This is a genomic window from Paenibacillus sp. 1011MAR3C5, assembly GCF_003591485.1.
GTDB lineage: Bacteria > Bacillota > Bacilli > Paenibacillales > Paenibacillaceae > Pristimantibacillus.
This window is the reverse complement of the sequence record NZ_QZCF01000003.1, coordinates 124,420-148,035: the sequence shown is the minus strand read 5'-3', so window position 1 is coordinate 148,035 and position 23,616 is coordinate 124,420. Positions and strand designations below refer to the sequence as shown.

Genomic DNA, 23,616 nt, shown 5'->3' with positions numbered 1-23,616 from the left:
GGCATCGCTGATATTGCGCGTATGGCGCTCAAGTCCCATTAGCTCCCGAGCTGCAACAGCGCTCCAATCGCGCCGCAATAGGCTCCATTCTCCAGGAACATCGGCGTGGCGCCACGAAGCCTCGTGTAGCCCTCTACCGCGTCTTTCAAAAGCTCATTGCCAATAAAGGATGATCCGATAAAAACGACCGTAGCGGCTTGACACTGACCAGCCGCAAGCACGCTCGTCGTGGCGACCGTCTCCCCCACAAGGCCGATGACAGAGGACAACAGGTCGCTCTTGGATAGTCCGTCCAAGTCTGCGAGCAAGTTCAGCCTGCCGAAGTTGCTTGCCGTCAGCTCCCCAGGTATCGGCGGCTCTGCCCCTTCATAGATATGTCTGACCTTCAGGTCGATCTGCTCCCGCGAGCCGTTAGCTGCGAGCTCGAGCAGCTCATCAAAGTCGGCAAGCCCCGTCAACGCATAGGATAAGCCCATAATGGTACCGCCCCCGACACCTGTTCCACCTACCCGCCGATGGGTATGCCCCGACAAGTAATGAATCGAGGTCCCGGTCCCGACATTCGTCAGAATGAACGATTCAAGCGGTACTCCTTCTTCTTGTAACAGATAACGAACACCCCGATACGTCGCTTCAAACTCTACAATACCCGTCTGTGGCCGGACTCCGCATGCCTCCAGCTGCTTAGCTTTGCCGCCAGTTACGCAAATTTCCGCCGAGCCGCTCTTCAGAATCCACTCCGCTGCATCCTCAATATGAGATGACGAAAATGTCCGGCAGCGAATAGAGTCAGATTCCCCTTCTATGTATGCGATCTTGATTAATGTGCCGCCGGCATCAATACCCAGCTTCATCCTCCGGTTCCCCCTCTAACCCCAACGGTCTCTATTTCAAAAAGAATGCAATCATTATAACCCATCTCGCACAAAAAACGCCTCTCATCCTAGATTCACTAGTCTAAAAGGCGCAAGCTGCTCTCAGAGCCGCGAATGAACAGGCAGCATCAAAGCATAAAAAAACCGCCTCAAAATGTGGCGATTCTGTGAATTTTATATTTTCCACCCCTCTATTATACCATAAAATGACATAAAAATCAAGTATTGTTTCGGATTTGCGTTGAATGCTACAACTGATATGAGGTGATTCATAATGGAAAAACAAAGCTTAACCGCTCTGGTCAGCGCATTCGCCAGAGCCTACCACGCCGAGCATTACGAGGTCAACATATTCGTTGACCCGCTCGCCAGACCAATGATCAGCGATGAGGAATATGCAGGCATTGCGGACAACATGGCAAAGGCCATCGCTTTTTTCCGTCCGGGTTTCTCCGGCTCCCCGGAAGAAGCGCTGCGCGAGATCGTCGACCATCAGCTGTCCCCGACTCCGCTTGGCCGGGCGGCCTTCACCGAGGAAGCACTTGAAGCGGCCGTTCTCCTTGGCGCACGGCAATACCTCATCTTCGCCGCAGGCTACGATACGTTCGCTTACCGCCAGCCATCATGGGCAGCGCCGCTCCACATCTTCGAGATCGATCATCCCGCAACGGCCAAAGAAAAACGCAGGCGCGTATCCGCCCTTCCGATCGAGACGCCAGCTAATCTGCACAGCATCTCAGCCGACTTTCGCGAGCCAAACTGGCGAAGCCGCGTGCTGGACTGTCCAGCTTTTGACCCGACGCGCATCAGCTTCTGCAGTCTGCTTGGGATCAGCTATTATTTGACCAAAGAGGTGTTCCGGCAATTGTTGTCCGATATCGCCTCCATGCTCCCGCGCGGCAGCAGCATCGTCTTTGACTATCCCGATGAGCTGACGTTCAGCGAAGAAGCAGGCGAACGAGCCAAGAAGCAGGTCATGATGGCAGCGCAGGCAGGCGAGCCTATGCAGGCCAGCTACTCTTATACAGAGCTGGAGCGCATGCTGGAGGAAGCTGATCTGCTCATATACAAGCATCTAACGCCGGAGGAGATTACCGGACAACTATTCCGTCTCTATAACGACAGCCAGCCTGATCATCCCATTACGGCATTCGATCATGTCCATTATGTCTTGGCGGTCAAGTCATAATCAGCAGCAATCGGCGCTTTGAAAGGGTTCCGCTGACCATGACTTCAGACTATGCTTTATCGCTGCCGGGGGGATCTCATGCTCCCCCTTCCGCCTCGCTGCACTTAGCGTTCTCACACTTCTTCTGTCGCTGTCTCCCTGGTCTCTTGCACGGCTCCAAAAGGATGCTCAGGCGGCGCATAGATCGCATAGATCTTTAGCGGCTCGTCGCCTGTGTTAGTAATATTATGCCATTTGCCAGCAGGTATCATGATCGCGTAATCCTCAGAGGCCTTCATCTGAAAGTCCAACTGGTCCCTCTGATCGCCCATCTGGACCAGCCCTTCCCCTTCTTCAATTCGGATGAACTGATCGGTAGTCGGGTGGACTTCCAAACCAATATCCTCGCCGACCCTGATGCTCATTACCGTCACTTGCAGATGCTTCCCTGTCCATATGGCTGTACGGTATGCATTGTTCTGTTCGGTTACCGTCTCGATATTGACGACGTACGGCTTGCCGCCTTGATCGGTGGCCCGTTCCTCGTCCAATGAAGCAAATCGCTCCGCATTCTCTCTCTCCGCCGTCGAAGCATTCAAGAAGAGATGCTGAAAGTAAGGATAAGGAGCAAGCGAAGCCAGCTGCCGGTAATACACACTGCCCTCGAGTCCAGCACCGAAAGCCATCTCCACTCCTTCGCTGTAGCTATGGATTGTCGTTCGTTCAACCAGGTACGAGGGCGGCAGCCCTGTTAGCGAGCGATAAAAATCGGAGAACTGGCTGAACTGCGTATTCGCACTGTCCACCGCTTGATCAATAAGGACTCTCTGCTGCGGGCTGGGCGCCACATGGGCCAGTCGGCCATAAAAATCAAGGATTGAAGCTTGTCTTGTCAGGCTGTCGTGTATCGCCTGGATTGCAGTTTGAACTGACACTTGCGGGTCACTCGTGACATAATCCGTATAAATCGGGCTACTCGTGTCATGGTTATAGACGTATGGATACGTGTGGGGAAATTGATTCATCTCCGGGCATTCCTCCATTGGTTGATACCGCATTATATGCCCAGACCGGAAGAACGACACTCTGATCCTCACTCGCCGAGTGTAGGACAACGATCTGTATCATACACGTAGGCTGTTCGCCTGCAAAAACAAAAACAGGAGCTATTCCCGATAAGAATAGCTCCTGTTCTTATATCTTTGCCTACTCCGTAGAGTATCTATCTTCAATTACGCTTTAGCCTGAATGTAACCTTCCGCCATCAGCAGCTCAGCGATCAATACTGCGCCGCCTGCCGCGCCGCGAAGCGTGTTGTGCGAGAGGCCGACAAACTTGAAGTCGTACAGGGAATCCTCGCGCAGTCTGCCTGCGGATACGCCCATGCCGCCTTCGATATTGCGGTCCTGGTTCGTCTGAGGTCTGTTCTCTTCCTCGAAGTACGTGATGAACTGCTTAGGCGCGCTTGGAAGCTCCAGCTCCTGCGGGCGGCCCTTGTAGGATTTCCACAGCTCCAAAATCTGCTCCTTCGAGGGCTTGTTCTCGAATGATACGAATACAGTAGCCAAGTGGCCGTCCGTTACCGGAACGCGAATACACTGAGTTGTAATCTGCGGCTCGCTTGCTTTCACAATCGCTCCGTCCTCCACGCTGCCCCAGATGCGAAGCGGCTCCTGCTCGCTCTTCTCTTCCTCGCCGCCGATGTACGGAATGACGTTGTCGAGCATTTCCGGCCAGTCTGTGAAGTTTTTACCCGCGCCGGAGATCGCCTGATAGGTTGAAGCGACAACCGTCTTCGGCTTGAACTCCTGCAGCGCATGCAGCATAGGCACGTAGCTTTGGATGGAGCAGTTCGGTTTTACCGCGATGAAGCCCGTCTCCGTACCCAGACGCTTGCGCTGAGCGGCAATGACGTCCAGATGCCCCGGATTGATCTCAGGGATAACCATTGGGACATCTGCCGTCCAACGGTGAGCGGAGTTGTTCGAGACGACAGGTGTTCCCGTCTGTGCATACGCTTCTTCCAGCGCCTTGATCTCATCCTTCTTCATATCTACCGCGCAGAAAATAAAGTCAACGCCAGCCGCGACTTCTTCCACTTTGGAAGCATCCTGTACGACGATGGACTTCACATCCTCCGGAATCGGCGTATCCAGCTTCCATCTGCCCTGTACGGATTGCTCATAGGTCTTGCCTGCCGAGCTTGCGCTTGCGGCAATTGCCGTTACTTTGAACCAAGGATGTCCATCCAGCAGCTGGACGAATCGCTGCCCTACCATTCCCGTACCACCGACAATACCAACTTTCAGTAATTGTGCCATAAGATTTATCTCCTCCTAAGTAGTATCCACTCTTCATGTCTGTCTTATTATTACATGTCATCCGCTATACTTTCGGAACAACAAAAAAATCCCACCCCCAAGACTGCTGTCAGTCTCAGGGACGAGATTGGATTCTCGCGGTACCACCCTAAATTCGCGTATATGTCGCCATATCCGCCTCTTCAAGTACGGCATGAACCAGTCATGCTTATACTCTAGCTCTGTAACAGGAGCTCCTGGCACACCACCCCCTGCAACCAACACAGGTTCCGATGCGCTGCTCTGAGTCTTTTTTCGATAATGGATTCTTTGCTCCTTTTCAGCTGCCGGAGCTCTCTGCGAAAGATTGGGCCACCATCTACTTGTCTCTTCGTCGCATTTCTTGTGATTTATCTTATCAAGTATCGGCCCGAAGGTAAACCTTCTTTTTCAAAAAAGGTAAAAATTTTTGTGTCGTTGCTTAGTCAAAGACCAGATACCAATATATTGCAACCTCTGTACGGTCCTTATGCAGCCCGCGATATACGCGTGTATCGAATCCGCCTATGACAAAGCCGCAGCTTTCATACAAGCGGCAGGCCCCCACATTATGATTTTGCGTCTCCAGCATTACGCCAGGCATTCCGCCGTCTCTTGCCCATTGAATGGCCTGCTCTACCAGCCGTCTTCCAATACCGCCGCCCCTCCGATTCGCATCCACTGCAATGTCCTCGATTAGCGCATAGCGGTTCCAATTCCGCTTCAACAGGATGCGCCCGACAGTCTGATTCCCGGCATAAGCCACGTACATGACCTGAGCGGGATTATCGATGTAGTCTGCCGAATCCTCTTCATCCGTCGCTTCTTCTATCGCAGTCTCTGCATAGCTTTTCACGTAACTCGGTATTTCTTGCACGGTATAGCTAATTTCTCCATCTGTCATAGAGAGAACAAGAGCCGAATCTATGGTAAATCGGTCGTCAATGCCCTTCCATCCGTCTCCATCTTCTATCCTAAGCTTTCGAATTTCGATCATCCGGTTTCCTCCTCATCCTGTGGAATAGGATACCATATATGAGGGCTGATTGGCTCAGTAACAGATCGAGCTATGACGCCAAAACCTTCGTGTTTCGTTGATGGCGCATGACCAAAAGCACAATCAAGCAAAAGCTAACCACCATGACGCTGAAGCTGGTCCACTGTCCGGCAGTCCAATGGAAGGCGTAGCGTGGCGAATCACCCCGCAGCCATTCCAGATTAAACCGTCCGAATGAATACATGATGTTGTATACCAGAAACAATATCCCCGATGTCCATTTCCTGCTCTTCAGCAGAATGAGTACAACAAATATGATTAGATCCCATTGTCCTTCCCAGATCTCCGCCGGCCATAGCGGCTGAGAGCCATACATGTCATATGCCATCGAGCCCTCCGGGTATACGATTCCAAATCCGGAGTGAGTAGGCGAGCCGTAGGCGTCTCCGTTCAGAAAACACGCGATTCTTCCGATCGCCTGCCCCAATACGATTGCCGGGGCAATGGTGTCAGCAAAGTCCCAGAAAGACAACCGATGCTGCTTCGTATACACAATCATAGCGATAAACCCGCCGATCAGCGCTCCTTGGATAGCAATCCCGCCGTTCCAAATATGCAAGATTTCCATAGGATGCTGCGAATAGTACGCCCATTGAAAAAAGAAAACATGCCAGATGCGTGCAACTGCAATCGCACCGACGAATACATACGGCACCATGTTCAAAATGTGCTCTCCAAAGGGGGTCCCTTGAGCTAAGTAACGAGCCATCCCTAGCGCCAGCAGAACAGCCAATGCGACTACGACTCCATAAGAATGTACGGGATAATCTCCTATTGTAAATAATACCACTCTCATCCGCTTATCCTCCAACGATAATACTACAATATGTAGTACAATAATTTAAAAAAAGGGGCTATGTATCCCCGCCAATCATGAACAGCAGTAATAGCAGTACGGACACCAATAACGGCCTAAGGAAAGCAACCTTTACCTTTACGGTCTGATTCGGCTCCAGCACCTGAATCATTCGATAATGCATTGTCGTTGCGGCAAAGTGAACAGCTGCCGCATGATTTTGTTTTTTTATTTTCGCTAGCTTCAGCAGCACGCTGGCCAAGTGAAGCTCCGTCCCCATCTGGCGGATCGCAAAACGATCGGCAAGCAATTCTGTCCATGTCTGGCAGTAGCGAAATACAGGCTTCATAATTGGCAAATAGCTGAAGCCTTCTGTCAGCAAGGTCAGAAGAAACATTTTCACATTATCGCGATTTTGGCAATGATGCCATTCATGCAGCAGGATCGCCTTCACTTCATCTTCGTCAAACATATGCAGCATCGCAGTGGACAGGACGATTTTCGGCTTACGCATACCGATAGCCAACGCAACGAACGCCTCGTCACGCACTACGAGGATCTCCGTCCCCAGGCTGCTGTACTTATAATTGAGACGCTTGGTCAGTTTATCATGCCGGCGGGAGCGAAAATGCTTAAGTGATTTGCGAGTCAAATAACTTTGGGCCATAATTCGCCAGATTGCCCGAATGATTGTGTATCCAAAGAGTAAATCGAATAGGATAAAGGTTATGCAAACCGCTTGAAGCTTACCGTTTTCCAGCTGATGTCCAACAAGCAATCCCATCTGCAGGCTGAACAACGCGACAAACACAGCCAGCGACGCATAGATCCACTTCAACTTAACGGAAGGGCTCATTCTTCTTCCCTCTTTTAAGCTCGCTTAATTTGCGCTCCAGCTTCGAGATCGTTTCCTGATCCACATCGTCAAGCGCATCAATCATATGGCTCACGACCAGACTGCCGTATTCCTGAATCAGACCTTGTGACACCGCTTTTGTCTGTTCCGAGAGAAATTGCTCCTTTGGCAGCACGGCGCTGAATTGCGCAGCTTGATTCCTGCCTGTTCCGGTCTGAACCTTCGCAAGATGCCCCTTGTAGACCAATCGGTTCATGACGGTCATCACCGCGTTAACGGAAATCGGGCTTTCCTGATTTAGAATCGTCTGCACTTCCTTGATTTTCATCCCCTCGGTTGACCAGAGAATGTCCATAATCTTGGCTTCAAGCGGCCCGAAAAATCGATTTAATCCCTCTTCGTCAACATTCAATCTCTTAATTTTCATATTATCACGCTCCATTATACTACATATAGTAGTGCAATAAAGAGGACGATGTCAATCAGCTTTGGCATTTCTTAGTAATAGTCACTTGGACACATCCTAGCAGTACACTTGCTGTGACCTCAAAGTTTGACATGCTAAAAAAAGTTGCATTGATTAGCCAGCCTGCCGGCTAATCAATGCAACCTCTAATTCCAAGAATAGACCCTGCAAATATACCAGCGGCTTGGCTCTAAGCGGATTCCACCTCGGAGGCTTCCACTTTATTACAATCGAAAAGATCAATCAACAGAAAAACCAGTCGCCATTAAATAGCGACTGGTTTTAATCGGTTTACATGAATAGGATCCTTACCTCTAATAAGCGAAGCCTTCTGAACTTGTTCCTTATGTCTCCCATTCTGAATAGGCACAAGAGCATTTCATATTCTAGTTTTTATTTTGAAAAGCACATGATTTCATCTTTTTTTCTATAGCTTTATAAGTCAGCCCCCAGATAATAGGGAAGAAAATAATGCCAACCATTAGGAATCCAAGGAAGAAAGCAACTGTAAGAAATACCGTTCCTGCCAAAGTTGCTAGTATAGCAACTTTTCCATTACTATACATAAACTCCCCCCTTTAAATAGCATAAATTGAATCAATAATTCCGACAGAGCCAACCTTGGATTCAATCCTTTAATTCAATTCTTTTAATCAGCCTTGTGAGCAACACGCTTATATTCTATTATCTCCTGTCGAGTAAAGCTGCTCAAATTAGCCACAATCGAATATATCGCAACAATCCAGAAATTGGCATAAACATCCAAAGGAGGAATAATAGCGGCATTCAAAAAAACACGGCCAGAAAGTTGCTTTTTAGAAAAAGCGCCCTTTGGGCCGTTTGAATTTCGATATATGCTTAACTCTCTAGTTGGCGAACGACATCTTCCTCTTCGCACAGCTCGTAGCTCTCTCTTGCCTTCTGTACGGATGGATAATGCTCCGAAGCCCATTCCTTTAACATTCTCATATACGGAATCAGCGTCTCCCCCAGCGGGGTAAGCGTATAATCCACGATGGGCGGCACAGACGGTGTCACCTTCCGGTTGACCAAGCCATCCCGCTCCAGCTGTCTCAGCGTTTGCGTCAGCATTTTTTGCGAAATGCCCTCAATGCGCCTCTTGATTTCCCCGTAGCGAATAGTGCCATTTTCCAGAGAATAGATGACGAGCGCAGTCCATTTGTTCGAAATGATCTCCAGCACATGGGTATAGCTGCATGCTGTGAGCGATATATCCGCAGGCTTCATAACCGTTGCCTCCCTTGCGCACCTTCAGGTTCGTAACCGACTTTAAAGTGCCGTCTAGCTACATCTTAGTGCATGGATTATGGTGTGTCTATACCCATAAAAGGAGTGAGAAATCATGAAAGCCTACGTTATCCAAGATGGCTTCGGCCTCAGTCACTTCACAGAAACGAATTTGCCAATTCCATCTCCTGGTCCAGGTGAGGTCTTAATCCGTATGAAAGCCGTATCGCTGAATGCGCGCGATATCGGTGTAATTGACGGCTTCTACAACCCTGAGCTAAGCGAACCTCTTATCCCGGTATCGGATGGAGTAGGTGAAATTATTGCAGTAGGAGAGTATGCTGACAAGTTCCAGATAGGCGAACGAGTAAGTCCGATCTTCACCCAAAGCTGGAGGTCCGGAGAGGCTACGCAGGACAACTGGATCACAACGCTGGGAAGCCCGCTTCAAGGGCTGCTTGCGGAGTATGTGGTTCTGCCGGAGGAAGGCCTGGTTCGTGTCCCCCACTTCTTAACCGATATCGAAGCGGCGACGCTGCCCTGCGCTGGAGTGACAGCCTGGCACGCCATTGTTGAGCAAGGCAAAGTAAAAGCTGGCGACACTGTCGTCGTTCAGGGAACCGGCGGGGTCTCGCTCTTCGCCCTGCAATTTGCCAAGCTACAGGGAGCGAAGGTGATCGTTACCTCCAGCAGCGATGCCAAGCTGGACCGGGCAATAACCTTGGGCGCCGACCACGGCATCAACTACAGGAGCACCCCGGAATGGGACCAATCCGTACTCGCATACACCGAGGGTCGCGGAGCCGATCATATCGTCGATCTCGGCGGCGGGGCAACACTCAATCGCTCCATCTCCGCCTTGAAGGTCGGCGGCCAGATCAGCATCGTCGGCATTTTGTCGGGAGCGAGCGTCGAAGGCCTCGCCATCGTCCCCGCCATCCTGAGAAGGGCAAGGCTTCAAGCCATCAACGTAGGCAGCAGAGACATGTTCGAGCGGATGAATACCGCCATCGCCCATCACCAGCTTCGTCCTGTCGTCGATACGGTCTATCCGTTCGCGCAAGCGCTCGAAGCTCTCAGCCAACTGGCGAAGGGATCGTACTTTGGCAAAATCGCCATCCAGTTCTAACCGTTCGCATCATGGTCCTCCTTCGCCTCGTGGACGTATGTCTCCTGATAGTAGCTAGGCGTGCAGCCCGCGTATTTTTTGAAGATGGCGATAAAATATTTGTAGTCCTTGAAGCCGACATCCGCGGCAATCGCATAGACCTTTTCGTCGCTGTGCTGAAGCATCTCCATCGCTTTCTGGATGCGATAGCGATTCAGGAAGTCGTTGAACGTATAGGTTGTCTCGCTCTTGAACTTCTGGTTCAGGTACGTAGCGCTGACCTCCAGCTTCTCCACCAAATCCTTGATGCTGATCTTCTCCTTATAATGCTCCTGCACATATTGAAGCATCTTCGTCACGTAACGGGACGACTTGCCCGGCAGCTTCACGACCGAAGCCTGCTGGGCTTCCCCGCTCCCCGTCCCGGATGTCTTCATCGCGGCGTACTGTCGCTTCATCTCCACTTGACCCTTGGCCCGCTCCAAGGCGGCCAGCAGCTGCTCCTGCTCCAGCGGCTTGAGCAAATACTCCGTTACGCCAAGCCGAATGGCAGCCTTGGCAAGCCGGAACTCATCGTAGCCCGACAGAATGATATAGCTGCATGACGCTCCCTCTACACTTTGCTCAATCATGGCGATGCCGTCCATCAGCGGCATATTCACATCGACGATGACGATATCCGGCCGGAGAGCGGCGATCTGCCGCAGTCCTTCCTCTCCGTTCTCCGCTTCGCCCACCACGACACAGTCCGCGCCCATCCAGTCAAAGGTAAAGCGAAGCCCCTTCCGTATCATCTCTTCATCTTCCACCAGCAGCACCTTGAACATCCGCTTCCTCCTTCCGGTACGGCAGCACGAAGGTCACGGCCGTCCCTTCTCCTTCGACGCTGTCGATCCCGATGCCGTAACGATCTCCGTACATCAGCACCAGTCTTCTATGCAAATTATGAAGGCCGATATGCGGCGCGCGGTTTTCCTGCGACAGCATGATCGCCCGCACTTCCGTGAGACGCTCTTTGCTCATGCCGCCCCCATCATCCTTCACTTCAATAATCAGGTCATCATCTCTCACATATCCGACTACTGAGATCGAGACGGATTGGCGCCGGCGATACCCGTATTTGATCGCATTTTCAATGACCGGCTGCAGCATTAGTCTAGGTACGAGAGAAGCCTTTGCCGCGTCCACTACCTTCTCCTGATAGCTAAGCCTGTCCTTGAACCTCATCTTCTGAAGCTTCATATATCCTGCAATATACTCCAGATCAGTGCCGAGCACGACTTGGTCCCGCTCATTGCCGATACTGTAGCGCAGATGCCGGGACAGCGTCAATACGATATCCTGAGCCAGCTTGTCATCAACGACAATGGCATACCTAAGCATCTCCAGCACGTTAAAAATAAAATGCGGATGAAACTGCGACTGAAGATGCTTCACCTCAATCACCCGGCGCAGATCCGACAGCTCTTCGTTTTTGGCTACCAGCTCATTAAGCCGCCTGAGCATCAGATTATATTGATTCGCCAGCGTATCGAATTCGTCTCCAGTTCCAATATAAACATACGCATCCATATTGCCCGACTGCAATTCCCTGACGGCAAAGGTGAGCTTATCCATCGCGCGTGACTGGCGAGTAGAGATGAGACGGGCGGAATACCGGATCAGAATCCACAGCAGCAAGCTCGCAAGCGCAAAGAAGACAGCCAGTGACAAATAAGCCGCATGATTCCATTGAGCGGCACTGAGTGTATAGATCCGCCACTGCGAGGCAGGCACATAAGTCTCCTTGCTGTAATACCGCCCCTTATCAATCCAGACAAAGCCCTGCGGCTCGCCCGCCAGGCTATACTTGTTCATCAGCCCGCGCGTCAGATTGCTCGTCGTTGCAATAATATTATGGTAAGAGTCCGTTACTACGGCTATTTCATTGTTTTGCACAAAGATAAGGTTCTGAAAGTCTTCTTCATACAGCTGATAGATCAAGTAACCGACAACTCCGCTGCCTCTTGGAATCGCTCTCGCAAAGGTGTAGGCCGTATACCGGTCCTGGGAAAAGCGAATTTGATTCGTCTCCGCAAGAGAAGACAAGCCCTGCCTGTTCATTCTGCGGACAATGGCTTGCAGCGCCTGATCCGTTGATTCCGAGCCGTAGTTCGCGGAGGACGCCAAAATATCACCGTCGGGACTAAGGATATGCATAATGCTCTTCACCTGCTGGCGGCTATTGAAGCTGTAGAATCGTTCGAACAATTCAGGCCCCCCTCGCCCCGTCTCCACAAAGGAAATGACCGCTCCAAGCTCAGCGGAAGTATTCATCTCCTTATCATAGGAAGCGTATACACTCTCCATAGCTGACTTGATCTTTTTGCCGGCATCTGCCGTCTGGCTGACCAGCAGCAGCCGCGAATTGATCATCATGAACAGCAGGAAGAGGACGAACAGAATCGAGATTGGCACTAGCGTATGCAGCAGAAACATCCGGCGCAGCGAATCCTTGAAGCTCCCTTTGGCCACCCCGCCTCTCCCCTTTCATGTGTCTCATATTTTCTGCGGTTTACGGAAAGGCTATGCCCTGATGTCCTTCTCTGAATGGACAAAAGGCCGGAACTCGCTTGCGCGAGCCCCGGTCCGGACTTACATGGTCACTTCTTTTTTGCCCGACAGCTTGAAGAACAAGAGCAGTGAGATAACGGTAATGACCGTCAGCATCGTGGACAATGCGGCGGCTACGCCGTAATTGCCCCGTACGACTTCCGTATAGACAGCAACGGTCATCGTTCTCGTGTTCCCGGTGTAGAGAATAATAGAAGTGCTTAATTCGGTTATAATGCTGATCCAGCTTATAATGGCGCCGGCAAAAACGCCCGATATCATCATGGGAACGGTAATTTTGAAAAACGTCCTCATGGTCGAGGAGCCCAGGCTGATCGCCGCTTCCTCAATGCTGTCATTCACCTGATGCAGCACAGCTGCGCTGGAGCGAATCGTATACGGCAGGCGCCGGATGACGAATGCCGCGATCAGGATGACGACCGTTCCGCTGAGTACCAGCGGCGGCTTATTGAATGTCACCAGCAGCGCGATGCCGAGTATGGAGCCCGGCACAATGTACGGCAGCATCGTGAATGTATCCAGCAGGTTGGCAACCGCGCCTTTGCGCTTCACCGTTACATATGCGATAAGCATGGCAGACAACGTAATGATCACAATTGTAATGCCCGCGATCATAAACGTATTATAGATGGAATCGCCCACCTTCGAGAAGGCGGCACGGTAACTGTCCAAAGAATAACCGTCTACAAAAATTTTACCCGACGTCTTCTGGAAGGACGTATACGCCACATAAGCTTGCGGCATCATCGCCAGAATCGTGAACAGGTAGACATAGACGTGAGCCGCTATATTCGCAAAGCCCTTCAGCTTCTTGGGCTCGATCGGATTCAGCGCGCTCATGCTGTAGGACTTCCGATTCGCTACAAACTTCTGCAGCAGGAAGACTGCCGTTGCGAATACTACGACGATAACACTAATGGCGGCTGCGAATCCATCATCCCCGCCGACTTCGCTAATAAATTCATTGAATATCAGGACCGGCACTGTGCGGAAGCCTTCGCCGATCAGCATCGGCGTACCGAAATCCGCAAAGGCTCTCATGAAGACAAGCAAGCCGCCTGCGAGCAGCGTCGGTGTAATTAACGGCACGAGAATCTTCCACATCTTTTTGAGACCGGTGCAATTCATGCTTTCCGCAGCTTCCATAAGAGAGTTATCGACATTCTTCAGCGCCCCGGATACATACATGAAGATGAGCGGGGACAATTGCAGCGTCAGAACGAGCAGAATGCCGGTGAACCCGTAGATGTCAGGCATGCGGAAGCCGAAGACATCGTAAAAGAATTTCGTAATGACGCCACTGCGTCCAAGCAGCAAAATCCAGGCGTATGCACCGATAAACGGAGCGGACATCGACGAGATCAAGATCAGGATGCGGACCGTTCCGCTGCCTTTGATCTTGGCAATCGTCATAATATAAGCGAGCGGACCGGCCACTACCACAGAGAGCAGCGTTACGCATACCGTCACCTTTATACTGTTCCAAACGGCGTTCATATAATAGGCTTTGCTGAAAAACTTCGTGAAGTAGTCCAAGGAAAACTCGCCTGTTGAGCCATCGAAGAAGCTTTTGATCAGCAGCATAAACAGCGGCAAAGCCAGGAAAATCAAATATCCGGCAAAGATAACAAATGTGATGAGAGACCAAATGTCCCACCGTTTCATACGGGCGTTCATTGTCCTGTCCCCCGATTAAGGTTGCGCTCTCCTGCGGCGTCATAGATATTGATTGTTTCGGTGAGGATAGCGAGCCTTACGGTCTGCCCAATTTCTGCTGTTTCGGCTGCAGTCGATTGCTGGATAATCTCAACCTCCTGCCCATTATCGAGCAGCACGATCAAGTGTGTGTTCAAGCCCAGGAAGACGTTATTCACAACCTTGCCCGCGAGTCCTTTGCCATCCTCAGACAGCACGAATTCCTCCGGCCGTACGGAAAGTCTAACATCGATGGACTGACCGGACTTCACCAATGTCCCCAGCTCTGGTATCGACAATGCATAATCGCGTCCGACGCGAATGACTGCGCTGTCATCTTCACCCGTCTCCAGTTTGGCGTCAATGACGTTCGTCCGTCCGATGAAGGTTGCGACGAACAGATTCGCCGGTCGCTGATAGATTTCTCTCGGCGTACCGATCTGCTGGATCACGCCGGAGTTCATGACCGCAATACGGTCGGAGACTGCCATCGCTTCCTCCTGGTCATGCGTCACATATACCGTCGTAATGCCGACTTCGCGCTGAATGGACTTGATCGCATTACGCATATCTACGCGCAGCTTTGCATCCAGATTGGATAGCGGCTCATCCATTAGAAGCACGTCCGGATTGATGACAATGGCCCTCGCCAGCGCTACACGCTGCTGTTGGCCGCCCGATAGATTTTTGGGCATTCTATTTTTATATTGGTCGATTTGCACCGTATACAGCATCTCGCTCACTCGGCGCTGCTGCTCCGCTTTCGCTACCTTGCGGTTCTGCAGGCCGAATGCGACGTTATCCGATACGCTGAGATGCGGGAAGATCGCGTAATTCTGGAATACCATCCCGATGTTCCGCTTCCCCGGCGCAACGTCATTCATGACCTTGTCGTTGAAGGCAAGCGCCCCGCCTTCAATGCTGTTAAAGCCCGCTACCATACGAAGCAATGTTGTTTTCCCGCAACCCGAAGGACCCAGAAGGGTGAAGAACTCACCCTTCTTGATGTCCAGATTCAGCTCGGGGATAACGGTGGTGTCGCCATATTTTTTTACGATGTCTTGGAACGATATCGCAACGCTCATGTTATGCACCCGCTTTCCTATTAATCCGTTTGATCTTGTGTTATTTCGCAATTTGTGTGAACAGGTCTGTGTAGCGTTCTACAATGGATGATTTATTTTCCGCGACGTAAGCTACATCTTCTTGAATCACATTGATCTGATCGATTGGCGTCATGAAGTCGCTGATCGCCGCGTCGGCGCGTAGCGGACGATTCGTTGTTTGTTGTCCAATCGCGTCTTGGCCTTCTTTCGAGATCAAATAGTCAATGAATTTTTTCGCATTTTCCTGGTTCTTGCTGCCTTTCACGAGGCCTGTACCTGCATCCAGGAACACAGCGCCTTCCTTTGGAAAGACAACCTTCACCGCAGCGCCGTCCTTTACATAGCTGACTGCCGGATCTTCATAAGTCAGGGCAACAACATATTCGCCATCGGCTACACTCTTGTGAGCTTTGCTGGAGCTGCCCGCGATTTTGCCGTCAATGTTCTCTAGCAGCTTCGCGACATAGTCCCATCCGGCATCGGATGTATAGTCGCCGCCGATTGCTTTCAGCATGTTGGTTAGCTGAGCGAAGGCCGAGCTGGAGTTAGCAGGGTCCGCCATCGCAATCTTGCCCTTCAGAGCCGGATTCAGCAGATCTTCATAGCCGTTGATTTCAATGTCGCCCGCCAGGTTCGTGTTCACCAGCAATACGCTGCCGTCCGATACGACGGGTGTCATAACTCCCGATTTGTTCTGATGGCCCTCTAGCAGATCCTTGTCGTTCGCCGAGACGTATTCCTCGAACAGGTCTGCATTGTCATGGTACAACGCGAAAGCGCCTCCAAACATGACGTCAGCGTAAGGATTTGCTTTCTCCGACTGAATACGCTTGATCAGCTCTCCGCTGCCTGCAGACACCAGCTCCACCGTAATGCCTGTCTGTTTCTCGAACGATGGGATAAGTGCATTCAGCATAGCTTCGCTATTCGGCGTATAAACGACCAGCTTGTTCGAGCCGCCCGATGCGCCGTTGTTCGAGTTGCCGCCACATGCCGCGAGTATTGCAACCAACATTGTTAGAATAATTGACGTGCTCAACCACTTTCTCATTATTCCTTCACCCCTTGTTTGAATGTAGATTCATTCTAATCCGAATGTAAGCGCATTAAAATCCTATTATTCAACACAATCATCTAAAATTCGCAACTGTTTTAGGCTTTGCGTTACGATATATTACATCAATATCATGATTGGATGCCGAAGGTTTGTTTCATAGTGTTTGTATATTATACATGGGATAAACCAATAAAAGCCGGCCCCGGCAATGTGCCGGAACCAGCTTTTAGGCTGTGATAGATAAGTGTATGAATGTGGTGGCCTTGTTGCATTGATTTACCGTCTGCCTCCCCAATGGACAATGCCTCCAATGAGCAGATGAATGGCGAGCAATATGCCCAGCAGCATCAAGGTGACGATATCGGTAATGCCGCTGTATCCCTTCTGGAAGAAGCTAAACTTAATTCCCGTACCCGCTAGGCATGCCATAATGACTAACGAGGGAAGCCACACAAACCACTTTGGAACTTGCGGACGTACGGCCCAGATATAATATAACGCTGACAACAGTCCTATCGCCAGCATGGCGATCATCCCATACTGGCTCAATTGGTCACCGCCCTTCCGCCCACGTTCAATCGTTGCTGCTGCTGCAGGATAACCGTCTCTCTTCTGCTGCTTCTGTTGCTTGCGGAGCTTCTTGGCTTCCTTGTCTCTCTATGCATTCATACTCCCCCTTCTGAATGACAGATTTAACTATATTTTACGACGGGAACGGCATATATGTCTCTTTACACGCAAAAAAATCCCGCGATCGCGTTCTCGCCGAACATGATTGCGGGATGAGGCCATGCTACGGGCGTTTAGCGTTGCCTCACACGCTATTCCCTGCGGACACTCGATTTCGAGCATTTAGCGTTGTCTCGCAACGCTAGTGCCGACTTCCGCGCAGTCCTATCCTTTGCGAAGGTCGGCATGCCGCACAGCTTATGAGTTCAAGCATAATCCTACGCTTGAAGCTCTTCTGAGCTTCCGGTTCACCTACTCAATCGGAATGTAAATATCGACTTCCGACCTTTCGGACTCCGGTCCGTGGAACCGTTCGTCATAGCGCTCATAGTCGATGCCTTTGACGACTTTGAGCCCTTGCAGCGACAGCCATTTGCCGTAGATCAGCTCGTATGTTTCGCCCATGCCCTCCGTCCTTCCTTTGTGGGTAAATACGGCATAGCGCTGAGCGGGCACGTTCACTTTGATCATACCTTCTGGAAGCTGCTCCCCATTCGCTTCAAAACCCGCCACATAGGTAAAAGCTTCCGTATCGGTCGGAATGCATATTCCATAGCTGACCGCAGGCTGTTGCTTGCCCTCGATCTCATGCTCTCGCGGAATAAATCTCTGCCACATTGCAGGGATATCCCCTTCGTCGCACTGACTGTTCCAAGCCATCCCCACAACAGTAAACGCTTCTTGCTCTACTACTTTCGGTTCCATAGGTATTCCTCCCGTACTCGTCATATACTCGACCATACGATGAATATCATGGAGCTGCCTATTCAGGGAACCCAGCTCATCTTGAATAGCCTCCGCCCGCTGCTGCAGGAGCCCCTTGATGTACCCGGCATCCTCCAGCAATCCGTTGCGCTTCATCTCCTGAATGGAATCGAGGCTTAATCCCATCGATCGCAGGAACAGGATCGTACGCAATTCCGGCAATTGCTCAGGCGCATACAGACGATATAGGTTATCCTCTCCCACCCTGGCCGGTGTAAAAAGCCCAATCGCATCGTAATGGCGGAGCGTCTTGGCCGTGATGCCATACAGTCGCGCCACTAGTCCAATCGTCAGCATATCCATAACCTCCTATCATCATGGCCGGTAATCACATCGTATAGCCTTGCCCTTGGGGCAAGGTCAACACCTATTACACAAAAAATTCTCAGTTATGAGATAACCGGAAAACTTTGCGCAACTGTCCATGCATCCGCTTCAAAATAACGGTCAAGCATAGGAGCGAGAACGACAGATAAAAAATAGCTATAGTCAATCACTTGAACTCTCGCAGATACAGCGGTTCAGCGAGAGCCAGAAGATCCAGCCTCAAGCCGTCGCCCTCAAGCTTCGCGATCAATTGACGAGCTGTCTCCAGATTCATCGCCACCCGCCCTGTTGTCTCAAAGCCTTCCGGCAGCTCCCTATACGCCAGAATCCTGGCCATGACAAATACCGTATAGGTATCGGTGCTCTCCCAATACCAGGCGGCGAATGGAATTCTCCGTGATTCCAACACTATACCGGCTTCCTCCATCGTCTCCCGGTCCAGAGCCGTATCCCTATCTTCATCAGGCGCAAGCCTGCCTCCGACTGTCGTCAGCGCCTGCTCGTGCTTGTCCCAGACAAAGACGATCGAACCGTCTTCCGCAACCGGAATGCTATGGATTCCGGCAATCGTTTTATCCGATGGAAATGTGCCATTCAACGGTTTAAGCATACATACCTCCTGGAAATAAATTACATCACTCCGCAACCAGCGCGCGCCGAGAAAATAGTACGCGCTCGCAGAAGATCCGCCGCGAGGTTGCCGAAGGTTCTTATGTCCTCCAAATAATGATATCCCTCCGGGTTGCTCAGCTGATTATACATGCGAACGATGACCGCATTATACTTCGGCACCACGATACATGCGCAGCCGGTAACGCCCAATATGAGAGATGAGCCATCCGGCAACCGCTCGCCCAGTTGATTCCGTGGAGTGGCATGCTGCAGCCACCAAATATACCCGTTGCGAGGTTCGCTCATCGGTACGCTTTCCGGCGTCTGCATTTCAGTCAGCCTTTCGAACACCCTTGCCGGAACCAACTGATCCCCGTTCAACTGCCCTTTACGCAAGTGGATATGTCCCCACCTCGCCAAATCTCGCGCGCTCACAAATAAATTGCTCTGATCGCCTGCATCGCTGTCATTCGGCCCCGCTGGTGAGTTCGGATCCGTGTAATAATTATAGATAAGCTCATCCGCATATTCCGTCCGCCATCCCGTCTCCTGTAAGCCGTACGGGTTAAACACGCGATCCTTCATAAAAGAGCTTAATGTCTGCCCAGACAACTGCGCAACCAGCCGTGTCAGCATACGAATTCCCACATTCCGATATGCCCAGCCCATCCCCGGATCAAACTCTCTCTGAAGCTGGCCTTCACTCTCCACCAATCCATGCGTATGGGTCAATAGATGCCGCAGCGTCACGCCTTCCGCTGCTGTCCCGGTAAGCTCGGTCAAATATTTCCCGACCTCATCATCTATGCTATGGATCAGTCCTTCCTCCATCAACAGACTGACAGCAAGCCCAAGATAGGTTTTACGGATGGAAGCGACATTGAACTGGGTATGCGCATCCACGGCACGGAACGTTGTGTCAGCTCCATGCCTGCCGGAGTACCATTCATTCACGACAACATCATTTTTAATAAGATAGACCGCCGCTGCTGTTGCACCGATCTCCCGTTGCACCTTATGAACATAATCATTTAAAGCCTGATACAAGTTGTTCACGAATCGCACCTCCGTCTTCACTGCTCCTATCTTAAACAACGTTCGACAAACGGAAGAGGTTTCCTTTTTCTTGTCGCTGCTTCCAGTACGGCGGCGGGCGTTAAGCTCTACCGTAAGAGGTTGCGGCACGTCATCGTCATGATATGCCACGAATAACGCAAAAAAGGCTGCAGCTCGCCGCCATTAACGACTTGCCACACCCCCTTCATTGCCGCCAGCGAATGCGGCTTTCTCACTCGTGAGCGTACCACAGTTAAGCAATTGGCGTTCCGTTCGGCACAGGCGTATCCGGCCTTAGCAGTACGACATCGCCTTCCTCCGGCATGCCGCCCAGCACCAGCACCTCCGACTTAAAACCGGCAATTCGCCGCACCGGAAAGTTCACAACGGCGGCGACCTGTCGGCCGATCAAGTGCTCCGGTTCATAACGACGCGTAATCTGAGCCGAGGATGGCTTGATGCCCAAAGGGCCAAAATCAATATTCAGCTTAATCGCCGGCTTCCTCGCCTCCGGGAACGGCACCGCCTCCACAATCGTGCCCACCCGGATATCCAGCTTCATGAAATCCTCTATCTCCGCCATAATCGCAACCTCCCCGTTTTAGGTTTATCGCCGTACAACTCGTATAGCCGCATGCCAAGTGCAACTGCCGCCCGACCCCTTATTTCCTGGTCAAAGAGCCTTGCTGGAGTCCTGCCTGAAGCAGCCTCTGCGGACGCAGCCGAATGTTTCCCGACAGGAATAATCCCGTCACCACAAACATCGTCGCCACCATATCAAAAGCTGTGATCTTCTCATGCAGCAGAATTGCCGCCAGCATATAACCGAAGATCGGCGTCATGAACAGCCAATTATTCGCCTTGACCGCATCCCGCTTCAACATGTAGAACCATAGCAGCATGCTCCCGATTGAAATAACGAATACGAGCCAGATCATCGAGCCGATCAGATTCACATCCAGATTCAAGAAAAAACGATCCTTCTCGATCCAATACGCCAGCGGTATGGATACCGCTCCCCCGATCGACAGCTGCCATGTATTAATAACAATGCCGGGCAGCTGCAAATCCGCTTTTTTGAAATACACGCTGCCCAGCGCCATGGAAGCCATGCCGACGCCAAGCAGGAGGAAGCCGATCAGCTTGCCCTCCGCGCTTGTCAATGCAGGCCATACCGCAATGAACAAGCCTGTAGCCGCAACACCCATACCCGTCCATTCCTTGATGGAAATTTTGCGCTTCAGCCACATGTAGGACAGAAAAGCAACGAGAAACGGATTAGCGGCCACAAACAAATTAAACAAGCCCGCCGAGACATAGTTCAGTGCCCATAAAGTCGCACCGATGTATAGGGTCGTATTGAGCAAGCCCAATCCAATAAGCGGTCCAAATTGCTTTCGGCTTGGCCAAGGATATTTGCGATTCATGCCATAAACAAAAATCATCATCAGTGTACCCGCAAGTATAAACCGAATCGATGCGAGCGCAAGCGGTGTTGTGGAGTGCAGCCCGAACTTGATCGCAATCGCCGCAGTTGACCATAATAGTGAAAATAATAACCCCAATATCGTTTCCATGTCTTGCTCCTTTGCATGCAGATACAATGTCATAAAAAATAACCGTGGCCCTTTCCTCACAGTTATCAAAGAGGTCCCCGGCAAACCGGGATCTATTTCATTGTATCCCCTGCAAAAAAGCGGTTTTGCCCGATTGCCGGACACTTTTTACCGAATGTCACCTGGTTCATTGAATCGCAGAAAAAAAGCCCGCTATCCGTTTAGGACAAGCGAGCAGGATTCATTTTCCGAAATTGGCTTGGCGTTACCCGTTCATACTGCTGAAATAGTCTCGTCAGCGAGGATTGATGCTCCAGACCGACTTGAACCGCAATATTCAGGATCGACAAATTCGTATCCCGCAGCAGCTCCTTTGCTTTGCTCAGTCGTACTTCCTGGATATAAGCCGAAGGCGTCTTCCCTGTCTCCTTCAAGAACCAGTCGGAATAATACGATCGGTTGTAATGCTCCATCTCGGCCAGCTTTTGCACCGTTAACGGCTCATCGTAGTGCTCATGAATATATTGGATGGACCTTGGCTTCTGCTCCTGAACCAAACAATGCGAGATATACGGGAACAGCTCCTTCAACGCCGGCCCATGCTCAGACTGGCGGTCCAGCTCGCTTAGAATGAGGTAGCGGATGCCCTTCCACTGATTGTTTACCGGACATGCGATTCCCCGATCCCCCAATTCAATAGAGGACAGCATAAAATGCGGAATGTCCAGCACCAGAAACTCATTGCGGACGGCGGAGTGATACGTATGCTCGCAAGCGGGCGGCACATAAAGCAGTGTGTCTGTGTTCATCATTAAGCTTTTGGGACCGGCTGTAATCTCAAGCTCCCCCTGGAGCGGAATAATCAGCTGTCCGTAGCCATGGCTATGGGTATGTTTGTTAGCGGTATAGGTACGCCGTTCGGCGATAATGTCTCTGAAGGTGTCCATCTCATCTTGCTCCCCTAATCTTCTCCCTATGATCATAACCAATTATACACCGGCTTTGAACCCGGAAGATAGAACCGCATGATGTGACTTTTGAGGTCCGAATGGATCCTGCTCGTCTAGCTTGACCTCTATAGAGCAGTCATCACATAGGTGATCGTCAGCTTGACTCCATGCCGCTTAATGAAAATCATAAGGTTGCTTTAACGGGGACTTGGCAAGCCTACTCGGGGAATAAATGATTTAAAGCAAACTCAGCCTTGAACGCTAGCAGCATCCTGCTCCATTCTGTTCATAGAGGGAGGGTGTATGATGATGAATGTTTACGATCCGATACTAGAGCCGCTAGACCAGAAAGTCCATCTAAGACCTGTTGATCAAACCAATTGGTATGATTGTGCCGGGCTGAAGGTTACCGAGGAGCAGCAGAACGTATTCCCCGTTCCAGCCGTTTATTGGCTTGCGGAGTCTGCTTATTGCGGCTTCACCCCACTGGCTCTCTATCACTCCGAGCAGCTTGTCGGCCTGGCAGTATACGCTGTTGATCCGGAGGACGGTAGCTACTGGATAATGGCTTATCTGATTGATCATCGGCATCAGCATAAGGGGTATGGATTCTCGGGCATAAAGACGCTGATCCGCCATATCCGCGAGAAGCATGGCTGCGACACCATCGTACTGGGACACCGCATTGAGAACAGGCAAGCTGCCAAGCTTTATGATGCGGTCGGATTTGTGGAGGTAAGCCGGGACGAGCATGAAGTACGCCGAGAGCTGCGCCTCGCGATGAAATAGATCGAAGAGGCCTGTATGCAGCTCTTAACTATGATCTTCAATTCGTGAAATTTTACCGTTTTGAATCTGGAACACAGACTTTCCGGTCAGCTGTAACTGCTCTCCGCGCTTCATTCCATTCGGCAAATCAACGGCCAGTACCGCTTCGTATTGTATGTCCACGACGATTTGGCCGTTCGTGGAACGGAAGTCCGTAATGGACTGGCAGCGGCTTTCGAACATCTTCGCCGATTGTTCCGCCAGCTCTCTAAACTCGCTAATTCCGCTCGTCTCCAGCTCCAGCTTGCCTCCGGCATAATTCTGAAAGACTACCTCATCATGCAGGAGCGCCAGCATGTCCTCGATATGAAACGCATTATAGGCAGCTATATACTGTTCGATAATGGATCGGCTGGAATCACTCATCATAAACGCCCCTTTAAATGACTGGAAATTTTATCTTGTAAAA

At 51.0% G+C, this 23,616-nt stretch carries 25 protein-coding genes; 3 read left to right on the top strand and 22 right to left on the bottom strand.

Going from position 1 to position 23,616, the window contains the following annotated elements; translation table 11 throughout:
* Window positions 1-38: 38 nt before the first annotated feature.
* Window positions 39-854, bottom strand: a complete 816-nt coding sequence (coaW, locus tag D3P07_RS10385) for a type II pantothenate kinase (RefSeq protein ID WP_119800160.1) — start codon at window positions 852-854, stop codon at window positions 39-41.
* 295 nt (window positions 855-1,149) lie between these two features.
* Between coaW and D3P07_RS10380 the strand changes: the two genes are divergently transcribed.
* A complete protein-coding gene (locus tag D3P07_RS10380) occupies window positions 1,150-2,064 on the top strand; it encodes a class I SAM-dependent methyltransferase (RefSeq protein WP_119800159.1) in 915 nt (304 codons plus the stop codon).
* A 113-nt stretch (window positions 2,065-2,177) separates the two neighbouring features.
* Here D3P07_RS10380 and D3P07_RS10375 read toward each other — a convergent pair whose 3' ends face one another.
* From D3P07_RS10375 to D3P07_RS10340, 8 genes are all read right to left on the bottom strand, one after another.
* Window positions 2,178-3,068 (bottom strand): cupin domain-containing protein, encoded by an 891-nt coding sequence (locus D3P07_RS10375; RefSeq protein ID WP_119800158.1) that lies wholly within the window; start codon window positions 3,066-3,068, stop codon window positions 2,178-2,180.
* A 207-nt stretch (window positions 3,069-3,275) separates the two neighbouring features.
* Window positions 3,276-4,364 (bottom strand): aspartate-semialdehyde dehydrogenase, encoded by a 1,089-nt coding sequence (gene asd / locus D3P07_RS10370; RefSeq protein ID WP_119800157.1) that lies wholly within the window; start codon window positions 4,362-4,364, stop codon window positions 3,276-3,278.
* A gap of 460 nt (window positions 4,365-4,824) precedes the next feature.
* A complete protein-coding gene (locus D3P07_RS10365; protein ID WP_119800156.1) occupies window positions 4,825-5,379 on the bottom strand; it encodes a GNAT family N-acetyltransferase in 555 nt (184 codons plus the stop codon).
* 70 nt (window positions 5,380-5,449) lie between these two features.
* Window positions 5,450-6,235 carry a prolipoprotein diacylglyceryl transferase gene (lgt, locus tag D3P07_RS10360; protein ID WP_119800155.1) on the bottom strand — a complete coding sequence of 262 codons (786 nt, stop codon included), beginning with the start codon at window positions 6,233-6,235 and terminating at the stop codon, window positions 5,450-5,452.
* 58 nt (window positions 6,236-6,293) lie between these two features.
* Window positions 6,294-7,091 carry a M56 family metallopeptidase gene (locus D3P07_RS10355; protein WP_119800154.1) on the bottom strand — a complete coding sequence of 266 codons (798 nt, stop codon included), beginning with the start codon at window positions 7,089-7,091 and terminating at the stop codon, window positions 6,294-6,296.
* Window positions 7,075-7,518 (bottom strand): BlaI/MecI/CopY family transcriptional regulator, encoded by a 444-nt coding sequence (locus tag D3P07_RS10350; protein WP_119800153.1) that lies wholly within the window; start codon window positions 7,516-7,518, stop codon window positions 7,075-7,077. The genes D3P07_RS10355 and D3P07_RS10350 overlap by 17 nt, the downstream gene beginning before the upstream one ends.
* Window positions 7,519-7,943: 425 nt before the next feature.
* Window positions 7,944-8,123 carry a hypothetical protein gene (locus tag D3P07_RS10345; RefSeq protein WP_119800152.1) on the bottom strand — a complete coding sequence of 60 codons (180 nt, stop codon included), beginning with the start codon at window positions 8,121-8,123 and terminating at the stop codon, window positions 7,944-7,946.
* 292 nt (window positions 8,124-8,415) lie between these two features.
* Window positions 8,416-8,805, bottom strand: coding sequence for a winged helix-turn-helix transcriptional regulator (locus tag D3P07_RS10340; RefSeq protein WP_119800151.1), 390 nt, complete (start codon window positions 8,803-8,805; stop codon window positions 8,416-8,418).
* 115 nt (window positions 8,806-8,920) lie between these two features.
* Here D3P07_RS10340 and D3P07_RS10335 point away from each other — a divergent pair, with 115 nt between their 5' ends.
* Entirely contained in the window at window positions 8,921-9,934 is a 1,014-nt protein-coding gene (locus D3P07_RS10335) for a zinc-dependent alcohol dehydrogenase family protein (RefSeq protein ID WP_119800150.1), read from the top strand.
* Here D3P07_RS10335 and D3P07_RS10330 read toward each other — a convergent pair.
* The 12 genes from D3P07_RS10330 to D3P07_RS10275 form a co-directional block, all read right to left on the bottom strand.
* On the bottom strand, window positions 9,931-10,740 hold the full coding sequence (locus D3P07_RS10330; RefSeq protein ID WP_119800149.1) for a response regulator transcription factor: 810 nt from the start codon (window positions 10,738-10,740) through the stop codon (window positions 9,931-9,933). The genes D3P07_RS10335 and D3P07_RS10330 overlap by 4 nt on opposite strands.
* A complete protein-coding gene (locus D3P07_RS10325) occupies window positions 10,712-12,427 on the bottom strand; it encodes a cache domain-containing sensor histidine kinase (protein WP_119800148.1) in 1,716 nt (571 codons plus the stop codon). Before D3P07_RS10325 ends, D3P07_RS10330 begins: the two co-directional genes overlap by 29 nt.
* Before the next feature lie 120 nt (window positions 12,428-12,547).
* Window positions 12,548-14,203, bottom strand: coding sequence for an ABC transporter permease (locus tag D3P07_RS10320; RefSeq protein WP_119800147.1), 1,656 nt, complete (start codon window positions 14,201-14,203; stop codon window positions 12,548-12,550).
* Entirely contained in the window at window positions 14,200-15,306 is a 1,107-nt protein-coding gene (locus tag D3P07_RS10315; protein WP_119800146.1) for an ABC transporter ATP-binding protein, read from the bottom strand. Before D3P07_RS10315 ends, D3P07_RS10320 begins: the two co-directional genes overlap by 4 nt.
* A 40-nt stretch (window positions 15,307-15,346) precedes the next feature.
* Window positions 15,347-16,378 (bottom strand): ABC transporter substrate-binding protein, encoded by a 1,032-nt coding sequence (locus D3P07_RS10310; protein ID WP_119800145.1) that lies wholly within the window; start codon window positions 16,376-16,378, stop codon window positions 15,347-15,349.
* Between the two features lie 282 nt (window positions 16,379-16,660).
* Entirely contained in the window at window positions 16,661-16,933 is a 273-nt protein-coding gene (locus D3P07_RS10305) for a hypothetical protein (RefSeq protein WP_119800144.1), read from the bottom strand.
* 432 nt (window positions 16,934-17,365) lie between these two features.
* Entirely contained in the window at window positions 17,366-18,175 is an 810-nt protein-coding gene (locus D3P07_RS10300) for a MerR family transcriptional regulator (RefSeq protein ID WP_182914256.1), read from the bottom strand.
* Between the two features lie 196 nt (window positions 18,176-18,371).
* Window positions 18,372-18,815, bottom strand: coding sequence for an NUDIX domain-containing protein (locus tag D3P07_RS10295; RefSeq protein ID WP_119800142.1), 444 nt, complete (start codon window positions 18,813-18,815; stop codon window positions 18,372-18,374).
* A 20-nt stretch (window positions 18,816-18,835) separates the two neighbouring features.
* Window positions 18,836-19,873 carry a serine hydrolase domain-containing protein gene (locus D3P07_RS10290; RefSeq protein WP_259391431.1) on the bottom strand — a complete coding sequence of 346 codons (1,038 nt, stop codon included), beginning with the start codon at window positions 19,871-19,873 and terminating at the stop codon, window positions 18,836-18,838.
* A 253-nt stretch (window positions 19,874-20,126) separates the two neighbouring features.
* The gene (gene csaA, locus D3P07_RS10285; protein WP_119800141.1) at window positions 20,127-20,456 is read right to left on the bottom strand and encodes a chaperone CsaA; all 330 of its coding nucleotides are present in this window, start codon (window positions 20,454-20,456) and stop codon (window positions 20,127-20,129) included.
* A gap of 79 nt (window positions 20,457-20,535) precedes the next feature.
* Window positions 20,536-21,450, bottom strand: a complete 915-nt coding sequence (locus D3P07_RS10280; protein WP_182914255.1) for a DMT family transporter — start codon at window positions 21,448-21,450, stop codon at window positions 20,536-20,538.
* 200 nt (window positions 21,451-21,650) lie between these two features.
* Complete coding sequence (locus tag D3P07_RS10275) at window positions 21,651-22,376, bottom strand: helix-turn-helix transcriptional regulator (protein ID WP_119800139.1); 726 nt, start codon at window positions 22,374-22,376, stop codon at window positions 21,651-21,653.
* A gap of 306 nt (window positions 22,377-22,682) precedes the next feature.
* Here D3P07_RS10275 and D3P07_RS10270 point away from each other — a divergent pair, with 306 nt between their 5' ends.
* Window positions 22,683-23,168, top strand: coding sequence for a GNAT family N-acetyltransferase (locus D3P07_RS10270; protein ID WP_119800138.1), 486 nt, complete (start codon window positions 22,683-22,685; stop codon window positions 23,166-23,168).
* A gap of 24 nt (window positions 23,169-23,192) precedes the next feature.
* On the opposite strand, the gene D3P07_RS10265 is transcribed toward D3P07_RS10270, so the two are convergent.
* Window positions 23,193-23,576 carry a nuclear transport factor 2 family protein gene (locus D3P07_RS10265; protein ID WP_119800137.1) on the bottom strand — a complete coding sequence of 128 codons (384 nt, stop codon included), beginning with the start codon at window positions 23,574-23,576 and terminating at the stop codon, window positions 23,193-23,195.
* Window positions 23,577-23,616 lie beyond the last annotated feature (40 nt).

What these genes read in the sequence shown, in the direction of transcription:
- coaW (WP_119800160.1), bottom strand. Translation starts at nt 854, where the DNA reads ATGAAGCTGGGTATTGATGCCGGCGGCACATTAATCAAGATCGCATAC.
- D3P07_RS10380 (WP_119800159.1), top strand. Translation starts at nt 1,150, where the DNA reads ATGGAAAAACAAAGCTTAACCGCTCTGGTCAGCGCATTCGCCAGAGCC.
- D3P07_RS10375 (WP_119800158.1), bottom strand. Translation starts at nt 3,068, where the DNA reads ATGAATCAATTTCCCCACACGTATCCATACGTCTATAACCATGACACG.
- asd (WP_119800157.1), bottom strand. Translation starts at nt 4,364, where the DNA reads ATGGCACAATTACTGAAAGTTGGTATTGTCGGTGGTACGGGAATGGTA.
- D3P07_RS10365 (WP_119800156.1), bottom strand. Translation starts at nt 5,379, where the DNA reads ATGATCGAAATTCGAAAGCTTAGGATAGAAGATGGAGACGGATGGAAG.
- lgt (WP_119800155.1), bottom strand. Translation starts at nt 6,235, where the DNA reads ATGAGAGTGGTATTATTTACAATAGGAGATTATCCCGTACATTCTTAT.
- D3P07_RS10355 (WP_119800154.1), bottom strand. Translation starts at nt 7,091, where the DNA reads ATGAGCCCTTCCGTTAAGTTGAAGTGGATCTATGCGTCGCTGGCTGTG.
- D3P07_RS10350 (WP_119800153.1), bottom strand. Translation starts at nt 7,518, where the DNA reads ATGAAAATTAAGAGATTGAATGTTGACGAAGAGGGATTAAATCGATTT.
- D3P07_RS10345 (WP_119800152.1), bottom strand. Translation starts at nt 8,123, where the DNA reads ATGTATAGTAATGGAAAAGTTGCTATACTAGCAACTTTGGCAGGAACG.
- D3P07_RS10340 (WP_119800151.1), bottom strand. Translation starts at nt 8,805, where the DNA reads ATGAAGCCTGCGGATATATCGCTCACAGCATGCAGCTATACCCATGTG.
- D3P07_RS10335 (WP_119800150.1), top strand. Translation starts at nt 8,921, where the DNA reads ATGAAAGCCTACGTTATCCAAGATGGCTTCGGCCTCAGTCACTTCACA.
- D3P07_RS10330 (WP_119800149.1), bottom strand. Translation starts at nt 10,740, where the DNA reads ATGTTCAAGGTGCTGCTGGTGGAAGATGAAGAGATGATACGGAAGGGG.
- D3P07_RS10320 (WP_119800147.1), bottom strand. Translation starts at nt 14,203, where the DNA reads ATGAACGCCCGTATGAAACGGTGGGACATTTGGTCTCTCATCACATTT.
- D3P07_RS10315 (WP_119800146.1), bottom strand. Translation starts at nt 15,306, where the DNA reads ATGAGCGTTGCGATATCGTTCCAAGACATCGTAAAAAAATATGGCGAC.
- D3P07_RS10310 (WP_119800145.1), bottom strand. Translation starts at nt 16,378, where the DNA reads ATGAGAAAGTGGTTGAGCACGTCAATTATTCTAACAATGTTGGTTGCA.
- D3P07_RS10300 (WP_182914256.1), bottom strand. Translation starts at nt 18,175, where the DNA reads ATGCTGACGATTGGACTAGTGGCGCGACTGTATGGCATCACGGCCAAG.
- D3P07_RS10295 (WP_119800142.1), bottom strand. Translation starts at nt 18,815, where the DNA reads ATGCTTAAACCGTTGAATGGCACATTTCCATCGGATAAAACGATTGCC.
- csaA (WP_119800141.1), bottom strand. Translation starts at nt 20,456, where the DNA reads ATGGCGGAGATAGAGGATTTCATGAAGCTGGATATCCGGGTGGGCACG.
- D3P07_RS10280 (WP_182914255.1), bottom strand. Translation starts at nt 21,450, where the DNA reads ATGGAAACGATATTGGGGTTATTATTTTCACTATTATGGTCAACTGCG.
- D3P07_RS10275 (WP_119800139.1), bottom strand. Translation starts at nt 22,376, where the DNA reads ATGGACACCTTCAGAGACATTATCGCCGAACGGCGTACCTATACCGCT.
- D3P07_RS10270 (WP_119800138.1), top strand. Translation starts at nt 22,683, where the DNA reads ATGATGATGAATGTTTACGATCCGATACTAGAGCCGCTAGACCAGAAA.
- D3P07_RS10265 (WP_119800137.1), bottom strand. Translation starts at nt 23,576, where the DNA reads ATGATGAGTGATTCCAGCCGATCCATTATCGAACAGTATATAGCTGCC.